This window comes from Clostridium intestinale (assembly GCF_035905475.1).
GTDB classification, from domain to species: domain Bacteria; phylum Bacillota; class Clostridia; order Clostridiales; family Clostridiaceae; genus Clostridium_T; species Clostridium_T intestinale.
In genome coordinates, this window is record NZ_CP121166.1 from 777,844 (window position 1) to 790,119 (window position 12,276).

Annotated in this window: 12 protein-coding genes; 9 read left to right on the forward strand and 3 right to left on the reverse strand. The window is 30.0% G+C overall.

Annotated elements, in window-relative coordinates; translation table 11 throughout:
- Positions 1-82: 82 nt before the first annotated feature.
- Entirely contained in the window at positions 83-1,183 is a 1,101-nt protein-coding gene (locus tag P8F83_RS03955) for a DNA alkylation repair protein (RefSeq protein WP_326513556.1), read from the reverse strand.
- 192 nt (positions 1,184-1,375) lie between these two features.
- Between P8F83_RS03955 and P8F83_RS03960 the strand changes: the two genes are divergently transcribed.
- Genes P8F83_RS03960 through P8F83_RS03970 form a run of 3 tightly spaced genes read left to right on the forward strand, consistent with a single transcriptional unit; the run spans position 1,376 to position 4,209 of the window.
- Positions 1,376-2,443 (forward strand): sugar ABC transporter substrate-binding protein, encoded by a 1,068-nt coding sequence (locus P8F83_RS03960; protein WP_326513557.1) that lies wholly within the window; start codon positions 1,376-1,378, stop codon positions 2,441-2,443.
- 59 nt (positions 2,444-2,502) lie between these two features.
- A complete protein-coding gene (locus P8F83_RS03965; RefSeq protein ID WP_326513558.1) occupies positions 2,503-3,570 on the forward strand; it encodes a sugar ABC transporter substrate-binding protein in 1,068 nt (355 codons plus the stop codon).
- Between the two features lie 15 nt (positions 3,571-3,585).
- The gene (locus tag P8F83_RS03970; RefSeq protein ID WP_238904198.1) at positions 3,586-4,209 is read left to right on the forward strand and encodes a DUF488 domain-containing protein; all 624 of its coding nucleotides are present in this window, start codon (positions 3,586-3,588) and stop codon (positions 4,207-4,209) included.
- A gap of 32 nt (positions 4,210-4,241) precedes the next feature.
- On the opposite strand, the gene P8F83_RS03975 is transcribed toward P8F83_RS03970, so the two are convergent.
- Positions 4,242-6,272 (reverse strand): penicillin-binding transpeptidase domain-containing protein, encoded by a 2,031-nt coding sequence (locus P8F83_RS03975; protein WP_238904201.1) that lies wholly within the window; start codon positions 6,270-6,272, stop codon positions 4,242-4,244.
- Between the two features lie 156 nt (positions 6,273-6,428).
- On the opposite strand from P8F83_RS03975, the gene P8F83_RS03980 reads away from it, so the two are divergent.
- From P8F83_RS03980 to ppaX, 6 genes are all read left to right on the forward strand, one after another.
- Complete coding sequence (locus P8F83_RS03980; RefSeq protein ID WP_021802393.1) at positions 6,429-6,653, forward strand: TIGR04540 family protein; 225 nt, start codon at positions 6,429-6,431, stop codon at positions 6,651-6,653.
- 107 nt (positions 6,654-6,760) lie between these two features.
- Entirely contained in the window at positions 6,761-6,958 is a 198-nt protein-coding gene (locus tag P8F83_RS03985; RefSeq protein ID WP_021802392.1) for a hypothetical protein, read from the forward strand.
- Between the two features lie 122 nt (positions 6,959-7,080).
- A complete protein-coding gene (gene nagZ, locus P8F83_RS03990) occupies positions 7,081-8,238 on the forward strand; it encodes a beta-N-acetylhexosaminidase (RefSeq protein ID WP_286908148.1) in 1,158 nt (385 codons plus the stop codon).
- Between the two features lie 88 nt (positions 8,239-8,326).
- Positions 8,327-8,716 (forward strand): bacteriohemerythrin, encoded by a 390-nt coding sequence (locus P8F83_RS03995; RefSeq protein ID WP_073016920.1) that lies wholly within the window; start codon positions 8,327-8,329, stop codon positions 8,714-8,716.
- Between the two features lie 51 nt (positions 8,717-8,767).
- The gene (locus P8F83_RS04000) at positions 8,768-10,183 is read left to right on the forward strand and encodes a glycogen synthase (protein ID WP_326513559.1); all 1,416 of its coding nucleotides are present in this window, start codon (positions 8,768-8,770) and stop codon (positions 10,181-10,183) included.
- A 59-nt stretch (positions 10,184-10,242) separates the two neighbouring features.
- Entirely contained in the window at positions 10,243-10,896 is a 654-nt protein-coding gene (gene ppaX / locus P8F83_RS04005) for a pyrophosphatase PpaX (RefSeq protein WP_326513560.1), read from the forward strand.
- 43 nt (positions 10,897-10,939) lie between these two features.
- On the opposite strand, the gene P8F83_RS04010 is transcribed toward ppaX, so the two are convergent.
- Positions 10,940-12,208 carry a D-alanyl-D-alanine carboxypeptidase family protein gene (locus tag P8F83_RS04010; protein WP_326513561.1) on the reverse strand — a complete coding sequence of 423 codons (1,269 nt, stop codon included), beginning with the start codon at positions 12,206-12,208 and terminating at the stop codon, positions 10,940-10,942.
- Positions 12,209-12,276 lie beyond the last annotated feature (68 nt).

Here is a 12,276-nt window from a genome sequence, read left to right on the forward strand (position 1 = left end):
AAGCTTATAATATATAATTAAGACTTTGAAATGAAGTATACAACAAAGCTAAAGCACCTAGATTTTTCTAAGTGCTTTTATTTTACTTAAGGATTAGAGTATCTTTAGAAACTTCATTACCATTTATGAGAAGAGTTATAGAATGCTCTCCAGGATAGTGTTTACGTGTAGTTAAATCTTTAAAGCTATGAGTACGCCTTCCTTCTATATTAATATCTTTTGAAATTTCTTTATCTGATAGAAGAAAGGCTTTGCTGGACTTTTTCCCTTTAGCTTTTATAAAATCTATCTTATATTCTATTCTAATTTTAGTTTTTCTATTTACCTCAAGTTTTAAATCGTAATGAAGGTCACAGCTATCTCCTATGGTTATGTTATAAGGATTTATTTTCAGTAAAGCTTTTTTTATTAAAAAATCATTGCTGCCATTAAGAGAATAACCGAAAAGTTCAAGAGCTTTTGGATGCGACTTTTTTATTAAAGTTCTACAACCATGTCTTATTATCCAATCGGTATTAGCGCTTACACCTTTCCAAGCTAAAGCCGTTTCTAATACCAAATTAGGATTATCTTTTGAGATATCATTTAAATTATTACTAACGCTTTTTCTTACATAAAGTGATTCATCATTTTTTAATATTTCAAGTACAGATAAAACTGGAATAGGATCAGTTTTAAAAATTGGAAGAGACATTCCCCAAGGTAAACGTGGTCTTAAGCCCTCACTAGCGAGTCTTCGAACATGTTCATTTGAACTAGTAGCCCAAGATTTCATTTGAAGTATCATAGTTTCAGGTTTTTTAAGTATAAAGGGCCTAACAGCAAATTCAGATGATGACTTAATTGTGAATCGTTCAAGTGCCTTCATTGATAGGGACCAGTGTTCATCAGCTTGCCCATATACCTCTACAAAGTCAGGGAAAAATAAATAAGGAAATCCAACACAAGATTCATCAATAGAGAATAATATATCTAAGGCTTTTTCGTATTCAGTTGGGAGATGTTCACCTAGTGCAAGAGTTATCTTACGAATTCTCTCTTTTAGCTCAAGACTTTCCCAAGAATTGTCCATTACTGTATGTATAAAACTATCTATATTAAATTTATCATATACGCTATGTATTTTTTTAGCAAAATTACTTAGGAAAGTTTCATCGTACATGTATTTCAAAGGAGTTGGCATTATATCACCTCTTATAATTAGTTATCTTTATTATAAATCAAATAACATGACAATAGTACGTCATATTATTTAAAAGTGCATTATATTATAATTAATAAAAATAAATGATTTTGTAAAGTAATAAATGAATACAAAAAGAGTATTCTATGTATTAAAGAGTAATTATACTTAGAGGTAAAAGTGTTTTTATTAATGCCAGAAAATTTTTTAGTACCTACTAGGTACGTTTCTAAAGGGAGTTTAGATATTGAAGAAATTGTAAATAAAGAATTTAATTTAAAAGAAAGTTTTGGAAATATGTTTTTTTCTATTAGACAAGGATTAATAGGTGTTTCTCTACCAAGTGAGGTACCAAAAAGATGGGCCAGAGATGGGAAAGCTATGGAAGAACAAGCAGATATGTTGGGGATACCGATAATAGTTAAAAATGCCAACAACAGTGAAGAAAATCAAATACTACAGATAGAGGAGCTAATAGCACAAGGTGTTGATATATTGATAATAGTACCTATTAGTGGGAGTGCTTTAGAGGAAGTAATAAAAAAGGCTAAGGATAAAGGGATAAAAGTTATAGCTTATGACAGACTTATACCTAATGTAGATCTTGATGCTTTTATAACTTTTGATAGTGTAAGGGTTGGGGAAATTATGGGTAGATATTTAATTGAAAAGGTTCCAAGAGGAGATTATGTAATAATTTTGGGACATCCATATGATAATAACGCTACATTAGTTAATCAAGGAGCTATGGATTATATTAGACCTAGGGTTTTGCAAAGATATATAAATATAGTTAAGGAAGCTACAGCGTTTAAGTGGTCACCTGAAGTTTCTTATAATATAGTAAAAGATGCCCTGAAGGTAAATAATAATAAAATAGATGCTATATTAGCTCCAAGTGATTCAGTAGCAGAGGGTGCAATTAGAGCATTGGGAGAACAAGGATTAGAGGGAAAGACTGTAGTCACAGGTCAAGATGCAGATTTAGATGCAGCTAGACGGATAGTTAAAGGGACTCAAAGTATGACAGTTTTTAAAGATACTAGGGAGTTAGGAAAAGAGGCTATAAATACAGCAGTTAAGCTTGCAAGAGGAGAAGCCCTTGATGCAAGTGGTACAACTAATAATGGCAAAGTTGATGTACCATCAATTTTACTTAATCCTGTATTAGTAGATAAGAATAATTTGGATAAAGTGCTTATTGATAGTGGCTATCTAGATAAAAACGCTGTATATGAAAGAAATAGTTTTGTAAAGTAATAAATGCATATAAAATGAGTATTCTATGTATTAAGGAGTAATTATATTTAGAGGTAAAAATGTATATATCATTACCAGATATTTTTCTAGTACCAATCATTTATATTTACAATGAGATTCTTGAAATCAAAGAAATAGAAGTAAATAGATATAACTGGGTGGGACGATTTAATAATAGATATATTAATAGCAGGCAGGGGCCTATAGGAGTATCATTACCAAATGAAGTACAGAATAGGTGGGCAATAGATGGTCGATATATGGAAATGCAGGCTGATATGTTAGGAGTGCCACTTAAAGTTACTATAGCTGAAAATAATGCTAACAGGCAAAATGAGCAAATAGATGAGATGATAGATCAAGGAGTTCAAGTTCTAATAATAGCTCCTATAAATTCTAAAAGCTTAGCCCCTGTACTTGATAAAGCAAAAAAGGCTGGAATTAAAATTATAGCTTACGATAGATTAATACTAGATGCAGATATAGATGCATATATAACATACAGCAGCTTAAGGGTTGGGCAGATTCAAGGAAGATATTTAATAGAAAAAGCTCCAAGAGGAAATTATATAATTCTATTTGGGGATCCAGCGGATAACAATTCATCTCTGCTTAGAGAGGGAGCTATGGAGTATATAAGACCTCGTGTACTACAAAGATATATAAATATAGTAAAAGAAGCACCAGTTATTGATTGGAATCCATTAAATGCATATAATATAGTTAAAAATGCACTTGTAGAAAATAATAATAATGTAGTTGCAATATTATCCCCTAATGACAATATTGCAAGTGCTGTAATTAGAGCGTTGGACGAGCAAGGGTTAGCTGGAAAGGTATTAGTAACAGGGCAAGATGGAGAGTTAGAAGCAGCTCGAAGAATTGTAAATGGTACCCAAAGCATGACTGTTTTTAAAGATAGTAGAGAACTTGGAAAGGAGGCAGTTGATCTTGCTGTAAAACTTTCAAAAGGAGATCCTGTGGATGCTAGTACAACTGTTAATAATGGAAGAAAAGATGTTCCAACTATTTTACTCACCCCTGTGTTAGTTGATGAAAATAATTTAGATAGGGTTTTAATAGACAGCGGATATCTTGATAAAAATCAAGTTTACCAAAGATATTAGTAAGGAGTATAATTTATGAAAATTTATACAATAGGACATTCTAATTATTCTGTTGAAAAGTTAATAGATATGCTTAAAATTTTTAATATAGATTGTGTAATAGATATAAGGGGAACACCCTATTCAAAATACAATGTTCAATTTAATAAAGAGACAATAAGAAAAACACTTACTGATAGGGGCTATTTATATATCTATATGGGTAAAGAATTTGCAGCTCAAAGAATGAATAGAAGTTCTTATACAAAGGAAGGATATGCAGATTTTGAAAAAGCCATGAGAGATGAACATTTTTTGGAAGGCATAAAACGATTAAAAAATGGTTTAAATAAAGGATATAAAATAGCTTTGATGGGAGCTATGCAAGATCCTATTAATTGTCATAGAGCAATACTAGTAGGAAGAGCTTTAAGGGAAAAAGGCTTCGATGTTAAACATATATTACATGAAGGAACCTTAGCTTCTCAAGATGAATTAGAGGAAAGAATTTTAGAAAAATATTTCAGCACTAGAAATCAACTCACAATTGATGCTCTATTAGGGCAAGAGCCAACTAAAGAAGAGCTCATAATAGAAGCTTATAGGAAAAGTAACAGAGAAATTGGTTATAGAGTAGAAAAATTAAAAGATAAAAAATAGCTATACATTTTAATATGCATAGCTATTTTTTATTATGAACCTAAAGAATATTGAAGAACATTTTTAACTTTAGGTACAAGGTAATGTGTGCCTCCTATGGATTTAGTATCTTCCATCATCATTGCGATTACCATTTTAGGATTATCCATGTTTATTCCAACAAACCAAGAATTCTCAGTACCTGCAGTATCTCCTTGATTTAATTTTATTTCAGCTGTACCAGTCTTTCCACCTATGTTAACTCCATTTATTTTAGCTAAATTACCTGTAGCTTCCGGACTATTTACAACTGCAATTAAATCATTTTTTAATATATCTATGTTATCCTTACTTATAGCATTTTCTTTCCATATCTTTTGAGGATTAGAATCACTAATTTCAATTATAGGATTCATTATATTACCATTATTAACTACTGCGCTATACATTAAAGCAGCGTGTAAAGGTGTAATTAAAAGTTCCCCTTGTCCATAAGCTGTATCTGCAAGAAGTTCATCGGTTTTTAAGGAATTGTCACTAGATATTTGATTTTTTGCCATAGGGTATGGGAAAGGTAAATCTTCACCTATACCAAAAGATTTAATTCCTTCTACAAACTTATCCTTGTCAACTTTTAATGCTTGTTGTGCAAAATAAATATTGTGTGAGTATATAAAAGCATCTTTAAGATTTACAGGTTTTCCAGGATCAACTGTAGTAGTTATAGTTTTGCCACCCCAAGAACTGTCTTTTTGCCAAGATGCTCCCTTAATATCTAATGCTTCATCTGGTTTTATAACTCCTTGATCTAATCCGATAGAAGCTGTAACAAGCTTAAATATTGAGCCTGGAGCATAGGAATTATTAAATCTGTTTACTGAAATATTAGACCAAGTTGAATCTATTTGTTTCTTCAATGTATCAGATCTATAAGTTACAAAAATGTTAGGATCATAAGAAGGTGAGCTAACTAATGCTAAAACTTCACCAGTTTTAGGATCTAGTGAGGAAGAAGCACCTTTTTTACCGCTCATTTCAGTATAAACTTTTTGTTGTAGTGGTAAATCTATAGTAAGTTTTATATTTTCACCAGGTGATGATTCCTTCTGAAGTATTGTAACATCTTTACCATCTCTTGTTGCGGTTAACTTAAATCCATCTGTTCCTTTGAGTCTTGTTTCAAAAACTTGTTCTAAACCAGCTTTGCCAATATTACTAGTAGAACCGTAACCTTTATCTGAACTTTTTTCAAGCTCTTCTGCAGTTATTGGAGCAGTATATCCTATTAATGACCCTATAGCTTCTCCTCCATTATAGATTCTTGAGGAAACCTCCATATATTGTACACCAGGAAGGCTGGTAGCTTTTTGAATTTTTTCTTTATCATTTAAGGAAATTTTAACTAGTGGAATAAACTCATCTAGCTTATTTTCAGCATCTTTAAACTTATCTTTTATAAAGTCAATACTTAAATCAAGTATTGAGGATAGGGCTTGTATATTAGAATCTTTAGCTGTAAGAAACTTACGTGGATGTATTCCAACAGAAGCCACTTTGCCGTTTGAAGCTAGCTTAGTTCCATTTCTATCCATAAGTTCTCCTCTGACAGCAGTTATTCTTTGAAATTTTACCTTTTCTCCTTTTTCTAATTCAGGAAGTATAAGTTTTTCACTCCACTTAATTTTCCATGGATTAGATTTATCATTTGATTTAGTTAAATCTAGTGAATAGTCAGGGAGGTCTATTTCACCAAAATCACTGTTCATTGATAATGTAAAAGGGATACTAACTGTACTTTCTTTAGTTTTGTCTACAGTAGATAACTCCTCAGAGGATATAGATATGTCTTTTGATCCTAAACTTCCTAATATATTAGTATACTTATTTACAAAATCATCTTCGCTAATATATGATTTTGAGTCTTCATCTAATAACGTATATATTGATTTGTAATCTTGTTTGTTTAAATAATCTTTTAAGTTATTAAAAACTGTTGATGGTTTCTCTTTTTTTGAACATCCGAGAACCATTACAGAAATTAGAGATATAATTAATAACAAAGATATTTTTTTGAAATTTTTCACTTTACTTCCCCCTCAATAAATTAGTCTAACTTAAGTTTAACATAAGATATTAAAAAAAAACAATTTTATAACTTAAGAAAAATATAGAAGTAAATTGAAATTTAGAATATTATAATATATAATATTCTAAATTAATGAAATACAAAGGAGTTTAAAATGAGAACAGTATATAAAAACCCAAAGGAATTAGCAACATTTTTAAAGGATTCAATAGACTCGTATTTAGAAAATCTTATTACCTATGAAAAGTTAGAAGAAAGAGTAAAAAAGATTATTGATTCTAATGGGGAGAGAGTGTATAAGAATGGAATAATATCTCCACAACTTGCCAAGGTTTTAGGAGATTCAAGGATAGAAATAATGGATAAAATAGCTAAATAATACAAGACACCTTAGGGTGTCTTTTTTTACGAATAAAACGAATATGAGAACAAATGTTTGCATATACTTTTAATATAGTTTATAATATATTAAAGAGGTGATTAGTAATGGATATAATAAAAAAATCTATAGAAAATCATAAAGCTGTTACAATTATCTACATGGGTAAAGACAATAATATAACTAAAAGAAATATAGATGTATTAGGTGTAAATGATGAAAATATTAAAGCCTTTTGCCACTTAAGAAATCAAGTTAGATATTTTAAAAAAGATAGTATTTTAGCAGCTGAATACACTCATTAGAGTGTATTTATTTGTGAAATTAAAATGAAATAATTCAGTATGCTTATGATATTTTAGCTGAAAGTATAGAATAAACAAAATATACATAACCTAAGGAATATTAATAGTGAGGAGAATAAAGTATGAATAGATTACTAAAAGTTTTTCTTTCTTTTGTATTGATATTAACCTTAGGGGGATGCAGTATAGCCAAAGATGAGGTTCAAAATATAGATTCTTATCAAGATGTAATAAAAGACAAAGTAAAGAACATGTCTATAGAAGAAAAGATTGATCAGATGATGATGTTATCCATTGATAATGTGGTTGATAACGGGAAAACAATAAGGTTCACGAATGTGAATGAAGAAACTAAAAATTTTTTGAATAAGCATCAGTTAGCTGGAATTATATTATTTGAGTATAATATGGTAAATAAAGATCAGACCCAAAAGTTAACTAAAGATATTCAAGCCTTAAGCAAAGATAATAAGTTTTTTATAGCAGTAGACCAAGAAGGTGGAAAAGTAAGTAAAATACCTACGAGCAATAAAACAAAAAGTGCAAGAGAAATAGGAAATACGAAAGACTCTAAAAATGCATTTATAGCTGGAAGCACTATTGGAGAAGATTTTGAAACTTTAGGATTAAACTTAGATTTTGCACCTGTAATGGATGTTGATACTAATCCTAAAAATCCAGTCATAGGAAATAGAGCTTTTAGTAGTGACGAAAAGGTTGTAGCTGAGTTTGGAGTTGAATTTATAAAAGGACTTAAGTCTAAGGGAATATTAGCTACTGCTAAACATTTCCCAGGACATGGTGATACATCAGGAGATTCTCATAAAGAGCTCGTTAAAGTAATTCACGCAATAGATAGAATTGAGAAAGTTGAATTATATCCATTTAAAAAAGCTATAGAAAATAATGTGGATATGATTATGGTAGGGCATATAATAGTGCCTGCATTAGATGATGATAAAACCCCTGCAACTTTATCTAAGGCAATGATAACGGACTTATTAAAAGAAAAAATGGGGTTTAATGGAGTTGTTATAACTGATGCCTTTAATATGGGAGCTATAGCTAAAAACTATAATATAAAAGATGCAGTTGAAAAATCTATTAATGCAGGAGCAGATATTATTTTGATGCCAGTTACAGTAGTTCCAGGCGGGAATGAAAAAGATTATGAGGAACTTGTAACTTATATAAAAGATAAGGTTATAAAAGGAGAAATATCGGAAGATAGGTTAGATGATGCTGTTAGACGTATTTTGATTTCTAAGGAAAAGATTTAGATAATGAAAAAGAATGTAAATTTTTTATGAATAAAATCACTGAATAATATAATTGTAGTATAATACTGTAAGGGAGAGTGGTAGTATTATGGTACATTGGAAAGAGGAATATGTAATTGGTGTTGAACTTATAGATGAACAACACAAAAAGCTAATAGAAATAGCTAATAAAGTTTATGAATTGTTAAAAAATGATTTTTTAACAGATAAATACGATAGGATTGTTGAGGTTGTTGAAGAACTTGCAAACTATACAGTATTTCATTTTAAGTCTGAGGAAGAATATATGCTTAGTATAGGGTATAAGAAATTTTTATCTCATAAGGTTGAGCATGATGAGTTTATTGATAAAATAAATAGTTTTGATTTAAGTAAGATAGATGAAAGTCAAGAAAAACATCTAATAGATATATTAAACTTCATTATTACATGGATAGATGAACATATTATCCAAAAAGATAAACTAATAAATTCTTAAATTTATAAAAGGGCTTTAGAGCTCTTTTTTTATCTAAAAGGGAGTGAATTTATGAAGGTTCTATTTGTAACTGCCGAAGCATATCCTTTTGCAAAAGTTGGAGGTCTTGGAGATGTAGCTTTAGGACTTCCTAAAGCTTTAAAGGAGAAAAGTATTGATATTAGAGTTATAATGCCTAAGTATAAATTTCCTAAATACTATCGTAAAAAGATTAAAATCTTAGCTAAGTATGAGACGTTTATAGGGTGGAGGATAGTTCCTTGTGTATTAGAATATTGTAATTATAAAGGAATAGAGTATTATTTTATAGATAATCCAGATTATTTTTATAGAGAAAAAGTGTATGGTTATGGAGATGATGATGAAAGATTTATATTTTTTTCTAAAGCAGTATTAGAAGGAGTAAGATATCTAAAGGACTTTGTACCAGACATATTACATTGTAACGATTGGCATTCATCTATGGTTATACCATTAAAAGATATTTATTATAAGGAAGATAGATATAGAAATATTAAAACCCTCTTTACTATTCATAATCTTGCTTATCAGGGGCAGTTTGGTAAAGATACTCTTTGGATGCTTGGAATAGATGAAGAAAGGTATTATACTGAAAAAGAACTAAAGCATAATGAAGGAATTAACTTTATGAAATGGGCAATTAATAAAAGTGATATGGTAACAACAGTAAGTCCAAGTTATTCGAAAGAGGTTAAAGAAAAACATTATGGGTTTGGTTTGGAGAAGGTCTTGAAAGATAAAGATGAAAACTTTTTAGGTATACTTAATGGAATAGACTATAATCTATTTAAAGTTCCTATAGAGAATGGAACTATACAAGATTTAATTAAATATAAAAAAGTAAACAAAAGAAAACTTCAAGAAAAGTTAAATTTAGTTGTAGATGAAAACACACCTATAATATCTGTAATAAGTAGATTGGTAAATCAAAAAGGAATAAGTTTATTAATATCTAATATTCAGGAATTTGTTGATAGGGGGATGGAGATAATTATTTCTGGAACTGGAGAAAGTTATTATGAAGAAGTACTAATGGAATTAGAATCAAGATACAAAGGAAGGGTAAAAACTACAATTGATTTTAATATAAATTTAGCTAATGAAATATACTTATCTTCAGATTTATTTTTAGCTCCTTCAAAGTTTGAGCCTTGTGGATTGACTCAAATGATATCTATGAGATATGGAACAATTCCAATTGTGAGAGCAGTAGGTGGATTAAAGGATAGTGTAAAAGAATTTAATTTTTTAACGGAAAAAGGTAATGGATTTGTTTTTAAGGATTTTGAATCAAGAGATATGTTAGATAGTTTAGATAGAGCTTTAGATATATACAGAAATAAAAACTTATGGAACAAGGTTGTAGAAAATGCATTTTACTCAGATAATAGTTGGAATAAGGGTGCGGAAAAGTACAAGGATATATATGATAAGTTGAAGAAATAGGCGGTATAAGGTATAGTTATATTTATTGAGGATAACTTTAACGAAAGAAGGAGACTTTTATGATAAAAGCAGTTTTATTTGATTTAGATGGAACAATACTTGATACTAACGAGCTTATTTTAACTTCTTTTAGAGAAGCATTTAAAAAAGTATTAGATATCGAACCTTCAGACGATGAAATATCAAGACTATTTGGGAAACCGTTAGTTCAATCATTGATACCTTATACTGAAGATAAGTTGGAGGAATTAGTAACTACTTATAGAGGTCTTAATGATGTTAAACATGATACTATGTGTTATGCATTTCCAGAAGTGAAGGACATGCTCCAAGAACTTAAAGAAATGGGAGTTAAACTTGGGATAGTAACGTCCAAAAGAAAAATAATGGCAGATAGAGGATTGAAAATAGCAGGAATATATGATTTGTTTGATGTAATTATGACACCTGAGGCGACGGAAAAGCATAAACCAAGTCCAGAACCAGCTATAGAGGCTTGTAGATTATTAGGAGTTGATCCTTATGAGGCTATAATGGTGGGTGATGCAACTTTTGATATAATCTGTGGAAGAGATGCAGGGTGTAAAACTATAGGAGTCAGGTATACAGTGGTTCCAATAGAGGAATTAATAAGCACTAATCCAGATTATCTTATAGATAGTCCTATTGAGATAGTTAAGATAGTAAAAAGTCTAAAGAAAAAAATAGTGTAAAATGAAATGCCATAGCTCGATTAGACTAGCTATGGCATTTATTTTAAAAATATCTTCCTTTTCTACGTCTGCTTTTTGCAGTTAATAATAAATATGTTAAAGTAAATACAACTATTAAAACACCTAAAGTAATTAGATAGGTTACTATGTTAGTTTTAATAAGAGTAAAGGTATTTATATTTATTTTTCCTATATATTTTTGGTTATAATCTCTAATGGAAAAGTTAACCTCAGTTTCAGGTTTAGCGGCTAAAGACCAAGCATCTTTTCCTTGAACATCTACAGCTACAGTACCTTCATTTTTGTTGATATCATTATCATATATAGTTATATCTTTATCAACTAAAACACTTGCTTCAACTGTTTTCTTTGGTCCAAAGAATTTAAATGCCTTATAATCAACGTTAACTTTAGCAACTTCGGTACCAGAAGAGATGTAGGATGTTTTTTCAGCAGCATAACTATAGTTTATTAAAGATTCCATATCTTTAAATACTTGAGGATTATTAATATCTTTACCAGAGTTTAAAACAACTCCAACTATCTTTCTTCCATCTCTTTCATATAAAGCAACTAAACATCTTCCAGCTTTTTTTGTGAACCCAGTTTTACCACCTATACATCCATCGAGTCCTAAGTTTTCATTTCTATTGTCAACTTTAAACTCGGCAGTTTTGTTTATAGTTATAGTGGCATCTTTTGTGCCCATTACTTCTTTTACCCAATCATTATGGTAAGCAGCTTTTCCTATAGTAGCTAAATCAAAAGCAGTAGTGTAATGACTATCTCCATTTGGACCATCATCAACTCCATTAGGTGTTACAAAATTAGTGTTTTTAAGGTTTAATTCTTTAGCTTTATCATTCATCATCTTGATAAAGTTATCAGATGTACCCCCTACAGCATCAGCAACCATGTAAGCAGAATCATTAGCTGAGTACAATAAAAGTGCGTTCATAACATCTGCTGCTGTCATAGTTCCACCAATTGGTATGGGTTGGAAATTAGTATTTAAAGAGTAAGCTGGCTGAGCCTTTGCCTCCTCAGTATATTTAATATCATCATTTTTAGATTTGTTTTCAGCAAATAGTAAAGCTGTCATAAGTTTTGTAGTACTTGCTGGATAAGCCTTTGCATCAATATCTTTAGCATATATTATTTCGCCAGTTTCATAATCAATAGAAATGGCTGAGGTTCCTTTTATACTTGGCGCTTGTAGTTTTTCTACAGCATGGGCTTTAGTTATAAAAGGAGAAATTATTGTTAAAGATAGTGTTAATACTAAAGTAGAAATTAAATTCTTGCGTTTCAAAGTGTCATCTCCCTATCGTATTAATATTTTTTAATTATACTTTTAAATTTTGGCATTTATAAGTATAA

Excerpts from the sequence above, each read along its gene's own strand:
- P8F83_RS03995 (WP_073016920.1), top strand. The coding sequence starts at position 8,327 with ATGGTACATTGGAAAGAGGAATATGTAATTGGTGTTGAACTTATAGAT.
- P8F83_RS03985 (WP_021802392.1), top strand. The coding sequence starts at position 6,761 with ATGGATATAATAAAAAAATCTATAGAAAATCATAAAGCTGTTACAATT.
- P8F83_RS03965 (WP_326513558.1), top strand. The coding sequence starts at position 2,503 with ATGTATATATCATTACCAGATATTTTTCTAGTACCAATCATTTATATT.
- P8F83_RS03980 (WP_021802393.1), top strand. The coding sequence starts at position 6,429 with ATGAGAACAGTATATAAAAACCCAAAGGAATTAGCAACATTTTTAAAG.
- P8F83_RS03960 (WP_326513557.1), top strand. The coding sequence starts at position 1,376 with ATGCCAGAAAATTTTTTAGTACCTACTAGGTACGTTTCTAAAGGGAGT.
- P8F83_RS03970 (WP_238904198.1), top strand. The coding sequence starts at position 3,586 with ATGAAAATTTATACAATAGGACATTCTAATTATTCTGTTGAAAAGTTA.
- nagZ (WP_286908148.1), top strand. The coding sequence starts at position 7,081 with ATGAATAGATTACTAAAAGTTTTTCTTTCTTTTGTATTGATATTAACC.
- P8F83_RS04000 (WP_326513559.1), top strand. The coding sequence starts at position 8,768 with ATGAAGGTTCTATTTGTAACTGCCGAAGCATATCCTTTTGCAAAAGTT.
- P8F83_RS03955 (WP_326513556.1), bottom strand. The coding sequence starts at position 1,183 with ATGCCAACTCCTTTGAAATACATGTACGATGAAACTTTCCTAAGTAAT.
- ppaX (WP_326513560.1), top strand. The coding sequence starts at position 10,243 with ATGATAAAAGCAGTTTTATTTGATTTAGATGGAACAATACTTGATACT.